This window comes from Escherichia marmotae (genome assembly GCF_002900365.1).
GTDB classification, from domain to species: Bacteria; Pseudomonadota; Gammaproteobacteria; order Enterobacterales; family Enterobacteriaceae; genus Escherichia; species Escherichia marmotae.
Map to the genome: position 1 here is coordinate 3,584,169 of NZ_CP025979.1, position 15,183 is coordinate 3,599,351.

The window sequence follows — 15,183 nt, forward strand, 5'->3', positions numbered from 1 at the left end:
GCGAAGAATCAGGACAGGAAGCCCAGCGCATTGCCGATAATCCCTAAGCCAAACAGGGCAAAGATCAGCCATACGGGGTTAATTTTTTTGTTGAGCAGACGCACCATCAACAGCGTCAGACCGAGCGCCAGCAAACCAGGGCAAAGTTGGTCGAGAATGTTCTGCACGGTCATGGTGATGGTGGAGCCATCGGCGGCAGGCGTTTGTGAAACCACCAACGGTACGTTGATCGACGTCCATTTGGTGACCAGCACGCCCATCACAAACAGTCCGAGAATCGACGCGCCTTCAGTGAGTTTTTGCAGCACATTCCCGCCCATATCGCTGACGATATTCACCCCTTTGCGAAAGCCGAGCTGTAGGCCATACCACTTCATCGCCAGACGCACCGCGTTGAAAATAAAGAAGAACAGCAGCGGACCGAGAATGTTGCCCGAAAGTGCCAGAGATGCGCCGAGCGCGGCGGTAATCGGACGCAGGGTTCCCCAGACCAGTGGATCGCCAACCCCTGCCAATGGTCCCATCAAGCCGACTTTGATGCCGTTAATGGTGCCGTCATCAATTTCTGCACCGTTAGCCCGCGCTTCTTCCATGGCGGCGGTCACGCCGATGACCGGACCACATACGGCTGGCGTGGTATTGAAGAACACCAGGTGTCGCCTGAGCGCCGCAACCTGATCCTCTTTTAATGGATAGAGTCGTTTGATGGCGGGGATCATGTCGTAGCAAAAGCCCAGCCCATGAATGCGTTCAAAGTTGAAGGACGCCTGTTGCAGGTTGGAGCGCAGAAACATGCTCACCAGATCGCTGCGTGTAATTTTTCTCTGTTCCATGATGGGCTCCGTTAGTCGTCAAGCTGGTCAAGGGCGGTGGCAGAGGTAACCTGCGTTTGCGGTGCGGCTTTACGCCACTGTGGATTTAGCTGGATGTAGAGCAGGGCCATGATCACGCCAACGCCACCGAAAGCCAGCAAACTGAGATCGAGGTAGCCACCTGCGAGGAAACCGAGGAAAAAGAAAGGCATCAAATATTTCACGCCCATCATGCGAAGCACCATGGCGTAACCGACCACCACGATAAAACCGCCAGCAATCTGCAATCCACGGGTTACAAATTCGGGAATGGCGCTCAGCATATTGCTCACCATATCGGCGCTGACGAACAGCGAGACAATCAGTGCCGGAATGGCGACGCGCAGCGCCTGCACGCCAAGCGCGGAGACATGCAGAATATCGAGAGTGTGAAACCGCGCCTCTTCCGCGGCTTTATCCGCCGCGTGTTGGAACACTACGGTGATGGTGCGGGCAAACACCGTCAGCACCTGGCCTGCAGCAGCCACAGGCAACGCGATGGCGATTCCGGTGGCGATGCTTTGCTGACCAACGATAACCAGAATGGCGGAGATAATGCTGGCGAGCGCGGAATCCGGAGACTGCGCCGCGCCGACGTTCATCCAGCCGAGCGCGATAAGCTCCAGTGTGCCGCCGAGCATAATGCCGGTTTTTAAATCACCGAGTATTAAGCCGATAACCGTACAGGCGATCAGTGGGCGGTGGGTTTGAAACTCATCCAGCACGCTGCCCATTCCGGCAATACAGGAAAAAAGAAATATGGCTATGATTTGTAGGGTACTTATTTCCATTATGTGTCACCTTTTAAGTGTCGTCATCCCTGCCTGTTAAAGCATATATACACAGGCGCTATTATTTAATTTGCGACTAAGTGTTCTTTTATTTTGTTAATAATATTGATTGAAGGATCTGACGCGACAACGCGTAAATCCAGCGTGACGCCAAGATTATTTAACTCATGAAATGCGTTAATATCATCGTCATCTAATGAAACCGCTTTGGTTAACTGTTTTTTACCGGGCCGCCAGGCCATTCCGCCAATATTCAGGGTGCCGATTTTTACGCCCTGGCGAACCATCGCTAAGGCATCCTGAGGTCGGGTGAAAAGATAAAAAACGGTTTCGTCCTGATATTGCGGGTTGTGATACACCGCGACTGCTTTTTCAATATTGACCACGTTAACTTTCATTCCCGGCGGGGCGGCCTGGCGCAATAATGTCCGGCGAACTTCATCGTTATAAACTTCGTCATTGCAGATAATAATGCGCTGGGCGTTAGCCACTTTCGACCAGACGGTGGTGACCTGGCCGTGGATCAGGCGGTCATCAATGCGGGCGAGCGTAATGTTCATCAGAAATCCTCCTCTGCCGTTGCCAGTTGTTTCCAGACGACGCAGGCTTGCCTGGCGATTTGCGTCAGGTGTTCACACAGTTCATCAACATTCATGCTGTCCTGGTTATCGACCAGTTCGAGCGCCAGTGGCAGGGAAAGGCCGCTGATCACCCGCAGGTGCGGATTGCGCATCGCAAGCGTCGCTGCTGCATTCCACGGGCTGCCGTACTGTAAATCCACGGCGATTAGCCACTCGCAATGACCGTGAATACTCACTAACTTTTCCAGCTTTGCCACAATGTCTCCGGCGTTTTCGCCGGGTACAAATTCAACTGCCTCGACCCTGGCGTCACCGTATACCATCTGGACTGATTCCAGCATGGCGCAGGCTAATTTGCCGTGGGCGCAAAAAATGGCATTGACCATAAAGCCTCCTTAGCCGCGCGTTTTGCCGCCCGCAATGTTAGTGGTTACTCCGGTGATGTAGCTGGCGCGTTCGGACAGCAGATAACAAACAAAATCAGCTACTTCCGCTAATCTTCCGCAACGCCCAATAGGAATGGAATTTTTGGTGTAGCCTTCGCGCAGTTGCTCAACGGTGATATTTCGCGTCCACGCCAGCGCTTCTTCATATTCCGGCGTGCGCAGCCCGGTTTTTTCCAGAATTCCCGGCGCGATGCCGACCACACGGATACCGTGCTTACCCAGCTCTTTCGACCAGGAGCGCGTGAAGCTATTGAGCGCAGCTTTGGTGGCGGCGTAGCAGCTCTGACCCTCTGAACCCTCCAGCCCGCTTTCCGAGGAGACGTTCACAATCACGCCATCGTGTTGTTTGACCATCAGTCGCGCCACTGCTTGAGACATCAGAAAAACGCCTTTCTGGTTGATATTGACCATTTTTTCGAAAGCGGCTTCGTTAAGTTCATACTGCCCGGCAGGCGCTTTTTCATCGACCAGCAGACGCGGGAAATTGACCCCAGCGTTATTGACCAGACCGTCGATGCGTCCAAAGCGCTGAATAATTTCCGCTACCGTATGATTCACCTCTTTGGCGCTGGAAATATCGGTCGGCCAGAACTGATAGCCTTTATGACCTTTATATTGACCCTCACTACCGTGAATATCGGCCATCTGCACGTTTGCGCCTTGTGCTAATAATTCTTCGACAATTGCCAGGCCAATGCCGGACGCGCCGCCGGTGACAATAATGGTTTTATCCTGCAAATTTTACCACGTTTGCATAACAGACTCCTGATTTTAGGTAACAGAGGCCCGCCGTAATTTTTCATTACGGTAAAAGTCGGGCAGATTTTTTATTTCAGTAACAGTTCCGCTGTGTCGCTATTCGTAACCAGACAATTAATATATTTTCCGCGTAGTGCGCCAATAATTCCGCTGTATTTTTCTTCTCCCATGGCAATGCCGATGGAATAACGTGCCTGCTTTAATTTATTCATTTCGATTGAGAGCGTTTTCTCACTCATATTGGTATCAACCGTTACGCCGTGAATATCATAAAAGCGCGAGCAAATATCGCCAGCGACCTGGCGGGCATTCAGGTCGTCACTCTCTTCGCCGCCATAAAATGCATGCCAGTTAGCGCCATCGCGAATGGCCGGGGAACCAATCCCTACCAGGGCGACATCCAGGTTATCCCAGTAGGCCGAGATGGTTTTAAAGTGCTGAGACTGCATGATCCCATTACGAATTAATGGGTTATCCAGCAAGGCAGGAAAATCTGCGAGATGCGATTCCCCTTTCAGCTTCGCCGCCGCACCGTAGGTTAATGTGTTCACGTGATAGCGGCTTTCAAGTTTTCCGGATGGCCCACCGATAATTGGCACACAGATTAACTGCCGGGATTGCGCCGCCTGCGGTAGATTTTCGACCAGTGCGCGTACCGCGCGGCCCCAGGAAAAACCAACAATATCACCCGGTTCCAGCAAATGATCCAGCAACTGCGCGCCGTGTAACCCCATCACCGCCAGTTGTGTATCTTCCTCTTCATCATGACCCGACACCACCACGGCTTCTTTCAGGGCAAACTTTTGCTTCAGTTGCTGCTCCAGCCAGAGGTTTTCGTTGTAGTCATAGTTGATAGCGATGGTGACAATACCCTGCTCGCGGCCCCGTTTAAGTAAGCGGCTGATGGTGGTCCGATAAATACCCAGTTCGCGGGCAATTTGCGCCTGCGTCATGTCCTGTTCGTAATAGAGTTGGGCAATCTTCACAATCAAACGGATATCGTCACTGTTTTCCATCGCCGCCTCCTGATTTTGCACATTTGTGCAAATATGCTTTTTAACCGCTTGATCTGATATAACCCCATCATGGTGGCCTTTAAAAGCGATTTTTCACTCTTTGTTTGGGCTGAAATGGCGCTTTATCTTGCACATTTGTTTCTCTGTGTAGCGGTCATCAGCACAGGTGTGCAGAAATTCGTAATGCATTGATTATCCTGGTTTTGACCACGCAAAATTGCAGCCGGTTTGCGGCGACACTTTTGTGATAAAAGGCGCGGCAGATCACATTTAATTTCGACGTTGCCGCATAACCCTGTTTTTCCTCGCTAAGAGGTAAGGTATATTCCGCGTTTCAGAGGAGAATTTATGCTGCCCGACTCATCAGTCCGTTTAAATAAATACATCAGCGAAAGCGGAATTTGCTCACGCCGCGAAGCGGATCGCTATATCGAGCAAGGCAATGTGTTCCTTAATGGCAAGCGTGCCACTATTGGCGATCAGGTAAAGCCCGGTGACGTTGTAAAAGTAAACGGTCAGTTGATCGAGCCGCGGGAAGCCGAAGATTTAGTGCTTATCGCCCTGAATAAGCCCGTGGGCATTGTCAGCACTACGGAAGATGGCGAGCGCGATAACATCGTCGATTTCGTCAATCACAGCAAGCGCGTGTTCCCGATTGGTCGCCTGGATAAAGACTCCCAGGGGCTGATTTTCCTCACTAATCACGGCGATCTGGTCAATAAGATCCTTCGTGCTGGCAACGACCATGAAAAAGAATATCTGGTGACGGTCGATAAACCGATTACCGAGGAGTTTATTCGCAGCATGAGTGCGGGGGTGCCAATCCTCGGGACAGTGACCAAAAAGTGCAAAGTTAAAAAAGAAGCGCCGTTTGTCTTTCGTATTACCCTGGTGCAAGGGTTGAACCGTCAGATCCGTCGTATGTGTGAACATTTTGGCTACGAAGTGAAAAAGCTGGAACGTACGCGCATTATGAACGTCAACTTAAGCGGCATTCCGCTGGGTGAATGGCGTGATTTAACCGACGATGAGCTTATCGATCTCTTTAAACTCATTGAAAATTCCTCTTCCGAGGCGAAGCCCAAAGCGAAGGCAAAACCGAAAACGGCAGGCATCAAACGCCCGGTGGTGAAGGTGGAGAAAACAGCGGAAAAAGGTGGCCGCCCGGCATCAAACGGCAAGCGTTTCGCCTCGTCGGGGCGGAAGAAAAAAGGTCGTTAATCAGCGTTTGCCACGCGTCGACGTATTTGCCGACCAACTGAATGACGCTTCAGGATCCGGTTTATAAGCCTGCTTTTTCTTCAACTGGCGGGCTTTTTTCGCTTCAGCCTCACGCTCAACCATTAATTTATCGATGTACTCTTTCTTAATGCTGTTGGTTTCGGCGTTGGTCAGCATGCGGCCATGTGCAATACGCGCTCGATCCAGCAGCGTCTTCAGTTCGCGCTGTTCACGCTCAGTCATCTCTTTTTGAGTAATGCGGGGGAGTGCCATGATGGTGCCCTCTGTTAATCGGATAGCTCAGTGTACGGGAATTCATTTGCGAGCAGAACCGATAAGATTCATTTGCGTTCTCTTTTATTTTTATGTTTTTAGCTAATTAGCGATAAATACATATAAAAATTTAACGGAAATAATTCACTGGTAACTGTTAAAATTTAATTAATCTTTTATTATTCAAGGTGTTAAATCTTAGGGTCCATTTCTGGCTCGTTTCTCGCAATAACGCTATCGCATTGATAACATTTCTGTTTTCAGTGGTCTGGCGCGGGTTAGTTAATATCAAAGGATGAGTCAAATGCCATTAAATGGAGTCAGTGCTGCGATGCGTGAACGGGTATCGCAGCAGTTAAAGGAAATTGAATGGCGGTATGGCGTGAAAGTGCTGTACGCCTGCGAATCGGGGAGTCGCGGCTGGGGATTTGCCTCGCCAGACAGCGATTACGATGTGCGTTTTTTGTATGTTCACCCGCTGGAATGGTATCTGCGGGTAGAGTCACCACGCGATGTTATCGAACTGCCCATCGACGACGAGCTGGATGTTTCAGGTTGGGAGTGGCGCAAGGCGCTGGGATTATTGAAAGGCGCGAACCCGACGCTGATTGAATGGCTGGATTCGCCGGTGGTCTATCAGCAGGATGAAGAAACGATAACGGCGCTTAAGGCGATGGTGCCGAAGTGGTTTTCTCCGCTACGTGCGCGCTGGCATTACTATTCGATGGCGCAGAAAAACTTCCGCGGCTATTTGCAGGGCGACGAAGTTCGGCTGAAAAAATATTTTTACGTGCTGCGCCCGCTGCTGGCCGTGCGCTGGGTTGAAGCGGGTAAAGGCGTACCGCCAATGTGCTTTGCTGAGTTACTGGCGGGAAGTGAGTTGGATGCGGCCTTACGTGCAGAAATAGATGAATTGCTGGAACGTAAACAGCGCGCGGGAGAAGCGGAATATGGACCGCGCCGTCCATTGCTACATGCGTTTATTCGTGCGGAACTGGCGCGCGGGGAAATTCCACCAGTGTTACCGGACAGCAGGGAAGGCGATGTCAGGGAGTTGGATCGTCTGTTGATGACGACAGTGATGGGGAAATAAATACGGCCCGGGGCATATCATCCGGGCCGTACTGTTTTTACTCAAACAAATTACTATGCAGTTTCTGCACCACCTGATCGGCGTCTGCGCCTGGCACCAGGAAGCACAGGTTATGGCTGGAAGCGCCGTAGCAAATCATGCGGATGTTGAACGGTTCCAGTACGCCAAAGACCTCTTTGCCGACGCCGCAGGCTTTTGACAGGTCGTTACCAATCAGTGCCACCAGCGCCAGGCCTTCTTCCACTTCTACCCGGCACAGTGCCGAAAGCTCCATCAGTAAGGATTGCGTCAGCAACGTATCGCCGGTAGATGTTGATCCGGTAGTGTCGAGAGTTAACGCCACGCTTACTTCTGACGTCGTAATTAAATCTACCGAAATATTATGTCGCGCGAGGATGCCGAAAACCTCCGCGAGGAAGCCGCGGGAATGCAGCATATTCAGGCTATGTAGGGTTAATAGCGTTTGTTTACGGCGCAGGGCCAGGGCGCGAAATAGCGGTGGATTTTCGGTGGTATTACACACCAGCGTACCGCCAGCGCGCGGATCTTTGCTGGAGCCGACAAATACCGGAATATCGCTGCGTACTGCAGGCAACAACGTTGCCGGATGCAGCACTTTCGCGCCAAAGGTCGCCATTTCAGCGGCCTCTTCAAAAGCAATTTCATCTATGCGTTTTGCTGCGGGCACCACGCGCGGATCGGTAGTGTAGATGCCGGGGACGTCAGTCCAGATATCCACACGAGATGCGTGTAAAGCTTCCGCCAGCAAGGCTGCCGTATAATCGCTGCCGCCACGACCAAGTGTTGTGGTACGGTCTTTACTTTCTCTGCCAATAAATCCCTGAGTGATGATTAAACTTTCACTGAGTCGTGGGGCCAACTGCAACGCAGCCAGTTCCGCCAGTGCAGTAACATCCGGCTCCGCACGGCCAAATCGGTCATTGGTACGCATCACTTTACGCACATCAAACCACTGTGCCTGAACATTGCGTTCGCGCAGGATCTCAACAAACAGCAGAGTAGACATCAGCTCGCCGTGGCTGACCAGTTCATCTGTTAACGCCGGAGAGGTTGCCAGTGCCGCTGCTTCGGCCAGAATGGTAATGTTCTCCAGTAGACGTTCAATCTCTTCACGGACGACGTTCGGGTAACGCAGGCGTTCCAGAATAGCGAACTGAATATTGCGAATGGCATCGAGTTTTTCGAAACGCTCAGCCGGTTCCAGACCTTCGGCTAGTGCTACCAGCAGATTGGTGATCCCTGCGGAAGCGGAAAGCACAACTAAACGCACATTCACATCAGAAAGCACAATGTCAGCGCTGCGGTTCATGGCGTCGAAATCAGCCACGCTAGTACCACCAAATTTGGAGACAACAATATCGGGCATAACAACCTCGTGTCAGGGAATGAAAGAAGCGACCATGGCACAAAGGCAAAACAGAAACCGGTGCAGGCGCAGACCGTATTTATAAATAAAAGGTGTAGCGGAGTGTGTCAACGCTGGGATTATGCGGATTATTCATGCAGCGCTGGTGGCCAGAAATTGTGCTTATAACAGCTATACTGTTTTATCCATTTCGGCGGTTGAACGAGCTAAAGACACTAAAACCATCACATTTTTCTGTGACTGGCGCTACAATCTTCCACAGTCACAATTCTCAATATCAGAAGAGTATTGCTAATGAAAAATATCAATCCAACGCAGACCGCTGCCTGGCAGGCACTACAGAAACACTTCGATGAAATGAAAGACGTTACGATCGCTGAGCTTTTTGCTAAAGACGGCGATCGTTTTTCTAAGTTCTCCGCAACCTTCGACGATCAGATGCTGGTGGATTACTCCAAAAACCGCATCACTGAAGAGACGCTGGCGAAATTACAGGATCTGGCGAAAGAGTGCGATCTGGCTGGCGCGATTAAGTCGATGTTCTCTGGCGAGAAGATCAACCGTACCGAAAACCGCGCTGTACTGCACGTGGCGCTGCGTAACCGTAGCAATACGCCGATTCTGGTTGATGGCAAAGACGTGATGCCGGAAGTCAACGCGGTGCTGGAGAAGATGAAAACCTTCTCGGAAGCGATTATTTCTGGTGAGTGGAAAGGTTATACCGGCAAGGCAATCACTGACGTGGTAAACATCGGTATCGGTGGTTCTGACCTTGGTCCGTACATGGTGACTGAAGCGCTGCGCCCGTACAAAAACCACCTGAACATGCACTTCGTTTCTAACGTCGATGGGACTCACATCGCAGAAGTACTGAAAAAAGTGAATCCGGAAACCACCCTGTTCCTGGTGGCGTCTAAAACCTTCACTACTCAGGAAACTATGACCAACGCCCACAGTGCGCGTGACTGGTTCCTGAAAGCGGCTGGCGATGAGAAGCACGTTGCGAAACACTTTGCGGCGCTCTCCACCAACGCGAAAGCTGTTGGCGAGTTTGGTATTGATACCGCTAACATGTTCGAGTTCTGGGATTGGGTCGGCGGTCGTTACTCTCTGTGGTCAGCGATTGGTCTGTCGATTGTTCTCTCCATCGGTTTTGATAACTTCGTTGAACTGCTTTCCGGTGCACACGCCATGGACAAGCATTTCTCCACTACTCCGGCAGAGAAAAACCTGCCTGTACTGCTGGCGCTGATCGGCATCTGGTACAACAATTTCTTTGGCGCGGAAACTGAAGCGATTCTGCCATACGACCAGTATATGCACCGTTTTGCGGCGTACTTCCAGCAGGGCAATATGGAATCCAACGGTAAGTACGTTGACCGTAACGGTAACGTGGTGGATTACCAGACTGGCCCGATTATTTGGGGTGAACCAGGTACGAACGGTCAGCACGCGTTCTACCAGTTGATTCACCAGGGAACCAAAATGGTGCCGTGCGATTTCATCGCCCCGGCTATCACCCATAACCCGCTCTCTGATCACCACCAGAAACTGCTGTCTAACTTCTTCGCTCAGACCGAAGCTCTGGCGTTTGGTAAATCCCGCGAAGTGGTTGAGCAGGAATACCGTGATCAGGGTAAAGATCCGGCGACGCTCGATTATGTTGTGCCGTTCAAAGTGTTCGAAGGCAACCGCCCGACCAACTCCATTCTGCTGCGCGAAATCACCCCGTTCAGTCTGGGTGCCTTGATTGCGCTGTATGAGCACAAAATCTTTACTCAGGGCGTGATCCTGAACATCTTCACCTTTGACCAGTGGGGCGTAGAGCTGGGTAAACAACTGGCGAACCGCATTCTGCCGGAGCTAAAAGATGATAAAGAAATCAGCAGCCACGATAGCTCGACCAATGGTCTGATTAACCGCTATAAAGCGTGGCGCGGTTAATCATCGTGCATTTCTGATGCCGATATGTAGGCCGGATAAGGCGTTCACGCCGCATCCGGCAACCGGTGCCTGATGCGACGCGGTCGCGTCTTATCAGGCCTACAGGTCGATGCCGATATGTACATCGCATTCGGCAATTAATACATAGCTCGATTGACTAAATAGCCTTAAAAACAATGTCGACTATAAGTCGGCATTGTTTTATCAGATAAATCCCCTTGCCGGTGATTTAACGAAAATCATACCGTGAGGTTAATCCTAAAATATATTTTTAGTCTGTGTTAATTTCAGAAAATACGCAGGGAATTTATTTTTATATTTATTTTAACTGAATGATTTAACTGATTGTTTTTATATTATAAAAATATATAGTTGATATTCATTCCAATTATCCTAAAACCCCTTCACTAATTCCCCGCGGCGTAATTCGCATGCTTTAGTTGTGTATACTCGATCCCGCCCGAAATGTTTTTGGGTAAATCTCCATTCATTCAATGAAGGGAAATTGTTATGAAAAAAGTTCTGTATGGCATTTTTGCCATATCTGCGCTTGCGGTGGCTTCTGCGTGGGCTGCACCTGTACAGGTGGGCGAAGCGGCAGGGTCAGCAGCAACGTCGGTTTCAGCGGGTAGTTCCTCTGCGACCAGCGTCAGCACCGTAAGCTCGGCGGTGGGCGTCGCGCTCGCGGCAACCGGTGGCGGTGATGGTTCTAATACCGGGACCACAACAACCACGACCACCAGTACTCAGTAATAAAGTATGTATCCCCAGAATAATTCGAGTCATCGCATCTGTGGCTTGAGGTATGAAGGGATTTACCATAACCACACTCCGGTGTGGTTATTCTGCCCCTCTGGAGAAGAGTCGTGAAGCGACCTGCACTCATTCTTATCTGCCTGTTATTACAGGCCTGTTCAGCCACTACTCAAGAACTGGGCAACTCACTGTGGGACAGCCTGTTCGGTACGCCGGGCGTTCAGCTTACGGACGATGATATTCAAAATATGCCCTACGCCAGCCAGTATATGCAGCTTAATGGCGGTCCACAGTTATTTGTCGTTTTGGCCTTCGCTGAAGACGGACAACAAAAATGGGTTACTCAGGATCAGGCCACCCTCGTTACGCAACATGGTCGTCTGGTGAAAACCCTGCTCGGTGGCGACAACCTGATTGAAGTAAATAATCTTGCTGCCGATCCGCTGACCAAACCCGCACAAATCGTTGATGGCACAACCTGGACTCGCACGATGGGCTGGACCGAGTACCAGCAGGTGCGCTACGCCACAGCTCGTTCAGTCTTTAAATGGGATGGTACTGACACCGTCAAAGTCGGCAGCGATGAAACCCCGGTTCGCGTGCTGGATGAAGAAGTCTCCACCGATCAGGCGTGCTGGCATAACCGTTACTGGATCGACAGCGAAGGACAAATTCGCCAGTCGGAACAGTATCTCGGTGCAGATTATTTCCCGGTGAAAACCACGCTCATCAAGGCAGCAAAACAATGATTAAACAAACAATTGCAGCGTTGCTTTTGAGCGTAGGGATGTCATCGGTCTTGGCGGCGGGAACCGTCAAGGTGTTTAGCAATGGTAGTCGCGAGGCAAAAACGCTGACGGGCGCAGAGTATTTAATCGATCTGGTGGGGCAACCACGACTGGCAAATAGCTGGTGGCCCGGTGCGGTGATTAGCGAAGAGCTGGCAACGGCGGCGGCATTGCGTCAACAGCAGGCGTTGCTGGCACGACTGGCGGCGTTGACCGCAGATTCCAGCGGTGATGATGCCGCCGCCATTAACACCTTACGCCAGCAAATTCAGGCGTTGAAAGTGACGGGCAGGCAAAAAATCAATCTTGATCCCGATATGGTGCGCGTTGCCGAACGCGGTAACCCGCCGTTGCAGGGCAACTACACGCTGTGGGTCGGATCTCCGCCGTCAACGGTCACGTTGTTTGGGCTTATTAGTCGTCCAGGCAATCAGCCATTTACCCCAGGTCGTGACGTGGCGAGTTACCTCTCCGGTCAGAACCTGCTTAGTGGTGCGGATCGCAGCTACGCATGGGTTATTTATCCAGACGGTCGCACGCAAAAAGCGCCGGTGGCTTACTGGAACAAGCGTCACGTAGAGCCGATGCCCGGCAGCATTATTTATGTTGGCCTGGCGGACTCCGTCTGGAGTAAGACGCCAGACGCCCTGAACGCCGACATTCTTCAGATTCTGACGCAGCGGATACCCCAATAATGAAAAAAAGACATCTGCTTAGCGTACTGGCGCTGGGCATTAGCGCGGCCTGCTACGGCGAAACGTATCCTGCGCCTATCGGGCCGTCGCAATCAGATTTCGGCGGCGTCGGTTTGTTGCAAACGCCCACCGCCCGTATGGCGCGGGAAGGGGAGCTTAGTCTCAACTACCGCGATAATGATCAGTACCGTTATTACTCAGCTTCAGTGCAACTCTTCCCGTGGCTGGAAACGACGTTGCGCTATACCGACGTGCGTACCAGACAGTACAGCAGCGTCGAAGCGTTCTCTGGCGACCAAACGTATAAAGATAAAGCCTTCGATCTTAAACTGCGTTTGTGGGAAGAGAGTTACTGGATGCCGCAGGTGGCTGTTGGCGCGCGGGATATCGGCGGTACGGGGCTGTTTGATGCGGAATATCTGGTCGCCAGCAAAGCCTGGGGGCCGTTCGATTTCACGCTCGGCCTGGGGTGGGGATATCTGGGCACCAGCGGTAACGTGAAAAATCCGCTCTGTTCAGCCAGTGACAAATATTGCTATCGCGATAACAGCTATAAACAGGCGGGTTCTATCGACGGCAGCCAGATGTTCCACGGCCCGGCCTCGCTGTTTGGGGGAGTGGAATACCAGACGCCCTGGCAGCCGCTGCGCCTGAAACTGGAGTATGAAGGCAATAATTATCAGCAGGATTTTGCTGGGAAGCTGGAGCAAAAAAGTAAGTTTAACGTCGGGGCGATTTATCGCGTTACCGATTGGGCCGACGTTAACCTTAGCTATGAACGTGGCAACACCTTTATGTTTGGCGTCACGCTGCGCACCAACTTTAACGATCTGCGCCCGTCGTACAACGATAACGCCCGACCGCAATACCAGCCGCAGCCGCAGGATGCCATTTTGCAGCATTCGGTGGTGGCGAATCAGTTAACGCTGTTGAAATACAACGCCGGGCTTGCCGATCCGCAGATCCAGGTGAAAGGCGATACGCTGTATGTTACCGGCGAGCAGGTGAAATATCGCGATTCGCGCGAAGGGATCATTCGTGCCAATCGGATCGTGATGAACGATCTGCCGGATGGGATCCGCATGATCCGTATAACGGAAAATCGGCTTAATATGCCGCAGGTGACCACCGAAACGGATGTCGCCAGCCTGAAAAATCATCTTGCCGGAGAGCCGCTGGGTCATGAAACAACGTTGGCGCAAAAACGCGTCGAACCGGTGGTGCCGAAGTCCACTGAACAAGGCTGGTATTTTGACAAATCGCGCTTTGATTTCCATATCGATCCAGTACTGAATCAGTCAGTTGGTGGCCCGGAAAATTTCTATATGTACCAGCTTGGCGTGATGGGGACGGCGGATTTGTGGCTAACGGATCATCTGCTGACTACCGGCAGCCTGTTTGCTAACCTGGCGAATAACTACGACAAGTTTAACTACACTAACCCGCCGCAGGACTCCCATCTGCCGCGTGTGCGTACTCATGTTCGTGAATATGTGCAGAACGATGTTTACGTCAATAACCTGCAAGCCAACTACTTCCAGCATCTGGGCAACGGCTTCTATGGCCAGGTCTACGGCGGCTATCTCGAAACCATGTTTGGCGGTGCGGGGGCAGAAGTGTTGTATCGTCCGCTGGATAGCAACTGGGCGTTTGGGCTGGATGCTAACTATGTGAAACAGCGCGACTGGCGTAGCGCGAAAGATATGATGAAGTTTACCGATTACAGCGTGAAAACCGGACATCTGACCGCGTACTGGACGCCATCTTTCGCCCAGGATGTGTTAGTCAAAGCGAGCGTCGGGCAGTATCTGGCAGGGGATAAAGGCGGTACGCTGGAGATTGCCAAACGTTTTGATAGCGGCGTGGTGGTGGGTGGCTATGCCACGATCACTAACGTTTCGAAAGAGGAGTACGGGGAAGGGGATTTCACCAAAGGCGTGTATGTCTCTGTACCGCTGGATCTCTTCTCGTCCGGCCCGACCCGCAGTCGTGCGGCAATTGGTTGGACACCGCTGACGCGCGACGGTGGTCAGCAACTTGGGCGTAAGTTCCAGTTGTATGATATGACCAGCGATCGTAGCGTAAATTTCCGTTAAGTCATGGGAAAGGTGCCAGCTTTCACAATCACTGGCACCCTCATTCTTAATGGCCTGTCGAGCCATCAGGAACGCAGTTCACCCCCGGTTTACGATCTGGTGTGTAAAGGCGAAAACATTCTGTCTTCCTGTCCGTCGATATAGGTTGCAGGTCTGGTTGCCTGAGCGACTGAGCCATCATTGGGCTGGAGACATTGCTTTGCGGAAGGTCGGCTTTATCAGCAGTACCGAGCGGACCGGCAAAAGCAGGAAGAACAGAGACTGATAACAACAAAGCAGCAAAATAAGGCTTCATTTTTACCACCTTTATCAGGTTAGGTTTCATTTGTTCCAGAGGAACATTGTCGATTTTTCGCGCTTTGTTGGTGGCTGGGAATCACCTGAATGGGTGATTTTTTGGGGGCGCGTGTCTTGCCGGAGGCACAGTCAGGCGCGGTTTATCCGGCCTACGGGGAGCCGCATCCGGCGCTGGCGGGAGGAGCCATC

The 15,183-nt window shown here is 51.6% G+C and carries 16 protein-coding genes; 7 read left to right on the forward strand and 9 right to left on the reverse strand.

Annotation, left to right across the window (positions count from 1 at the left end):
* Positions 1-8: 8 nt before the first annotated feature.
* From C1192_RS18400 to C1192_RS18425, 6 genes are all read right to left on the reverse strand, one after another.
* Positions 9-833: a PTS system mannose/fructose/sorbose family transporter subunit IID gene (locus C1192_RS18400; protein WP_038355640.1), complete on the reverse strand. Its 825-nt coding sequence runs from the start codon at positions 831-833 to the stop codon at positions 9-11.
* Positions 834-844: 11 nt separating this feature from the next.
* Entirely contained in the window at positions 845-1,642 is a 798-nt protein-coding gene (locus C1192_RS18405) for a PTS mannose/fructose/sorbose transporter subunit IIC (RefSeq protein ID WP_038355641.1), read from the reverse strand.
* A 65-nt stretch (positions 1,643-1,707) separates the two neighbouring features.
* Positions 1,708-2,202 (reverse strand): PTS sugar transporter subunit IIB, encoded by a 495-nt coding sequence (locus tag C1192_RS18410; RefSeq protein ID WP_038355642.1) that lies wholly within the window; start codon positions 2,200-2,202, stop codon positions 1,708-1,710.
* A complete protein-coding gene (locus C1192_RS18415; RefSeq protein ID WP_038355643.1) occupies positions 2,202-2,609 on the reverse strand; it encodes a mannose/fructose/sorbose PTS transporter subunit IIA in 408 nt (135 codons plus the stop codon). The genes C1192_RS18410 and C1192_RS18415 overlap by 1 nt, the downstream gene beginning before the upstream one ends.
* 9 nt (positions 2,610-2,618) lie before the next feature.
* Positions 2,619-3,407, reverse strand: a complete 789-nt coding sequence (locus C1192_RS18420) for an SDR family oxidoreductase (protein WP_038355644.1) — start codon at positions 3,405-3,407, stop codon at positions 2,619-2,621.
* An 89-nt stretch (positions 3,408-3,496) separates the two neighbouring features.
* Positions 3,497-4,444 carry a sugar-binding transcriptional regulator gene (locus tag C1192_RS18425; RefSeq protein WP_038355645.1) on the reverse strand — a complete coding sequence of 316 codons (948 nt, stop codon included), beginning with the start codon at positions 4,442-4,444 and terminating at the stop codon, positions 3,497-3,499.
* A gap of 348 nt (positions 4,445-4,792) precedes the next feature.
* Between C1192_RS18425 and rluF the strand changes: the two genes are divergently transcribed.
* Positions 4,793-5,665, forward strand: coding sequence for a 23S rRNA pseudouridine(2604) synthase RluF (gene rluF / locus C1192_RS18430; protein ID WP_038355646.1), 873 nt, complete (start codon positions 4,793-4,795; stop codon positions 5,663-5,665).
* Here rluF and C1192_RS18435 read toward each other — a convergent pair whose 3' ends face one another.
* Positions 5,666-5,938 (reverse strand): YjbD family protein, encoded by a 273-nt coding sequence (locus C1192_RS18435; protein WP_038355647.1) that lies wholly within the window; start codon positions 5,936-5,938, stop codon positions 5,666-5,668. It abuts the gene before it with no gap.
* 304 nt (positions 5,939-6,242) lie between these two features.
* Between C1192_RS18435 and C1192_RS18440 the strand changes: the two genes are divergently transcribed.
* Positions 6,243-7,031 (forward strand): nucleotidyltransferase domain-containing protein, encoded by a 789-nt coding sequence (locus tag C1192_RS18440; protein ID WP_038355648.1) that lies wholly within the window; start codon positions 6,243-6,245, stop codon positions 7,029-7,031.
* Positions 7,032-7,068: 37 nt separating this feature from the next.
* Here C1192_RS18440 and lysC read toward each other — a convergent pair whose 3' ends face one another.
* On the reverse strand, positions 7,069-8,418 hold the full coding sequence (lysC, locus tag C1192_RS18445) for a lysine-sensitive aspartokinase 3 (RefSeq protein ID WP_038355649.1): 1,350 nt from the start codon (positions 8,416-8,418) through the stop codon (positions 7,069-7,071).
* 294 nt (positions 8,419-8,712) lie between these two features.
* On the opposite strand from lysC, the gene pgi reads away from it, so the two are divergent.
* The 5 genes from pgi to C1192_RS18470 all read left to right on the forward strand — a co-directional run bounded on the left by pgi (position 8,713) and on the right by C1192_RS18470 (position 14,697).
* Positions 8,713-10,362: a glucose-6-phosphate isomerase gene (gene pgi / locus C1192_RS18450; RefSeq protein ID WP_000790017.1), complete on the forward strand. Its 1,650-nt coding sequence runs from the start codon at positions 8,713-8,715 to the stop codon at positions 10,360-10,362.
* Positions 10,363-10,872: 510 nt separating this feature from the next.
* Entirely contained in the window at positions 10,873-11,115 is a 243-nt protein-coding gene (gene yjbE / locus C1192_RS18455) for an exopolysaccharide production protein YjbE (protein WP_038355650.1), read from the forward strand.
* 113 nt (positions 11,116-11,228) lie between these two features.
* Entirely contained in the window at positions 11,229-11,867 is a 639-nt protein-coding gene (locus C1192_RS18460; protein ID WP_001517554.1) for a YjbF family lipoprotein, read from the forward strand.
* Positions 11,864-12,601: a capsule biosynthesis GfcC family protein gene (locus C1192_RS18465; RefSeq protein ID WP_038355651.1), complete on the forward strand. Its 738-nt coding sequence runs from the start codon at positions 11,864-11,866 to the stop codon at positions 12,599-12,601. The genes C1192_RS18460 and C1192_RS18465 overlap by 4 nt, the downstream gene beginning before the upstream one ends.
* A complete protein-coding gene (locus tag C1192_RS18470) occupies positions 12,601-14,697 on the forward strand; it encodes a YjbH domain-containing protein (RefSeq protein ID WP_001517556.1) in 2,097 nt (698 codons plus the stop codon). The genes C1192_RS18465 and C1192_RS18470 overlap by 1 nt, the downstream gene beginning before the upstream one ends.
* A 46-nt stretch (positions 14,698-14,743) precedes the next feature.
* Here the strand turns inward: C1192_RS18470 and C1192_RS18475 are convergent, their stop codons facing one another.
* Positions 14,744-15,022 (reverse strand): hypothetical protein, encoded by a 279-nt coding sequence (locus tag C1192_RS18475; RefSeq protein ID WP_000804022.1) that lies wholly within the window; start codon positions 15,020-15,022, stop codon positions 14,744-14,746.
* Between the last annotated feature and the right edge of the window lie 161 nt (positions 15,023-15,183).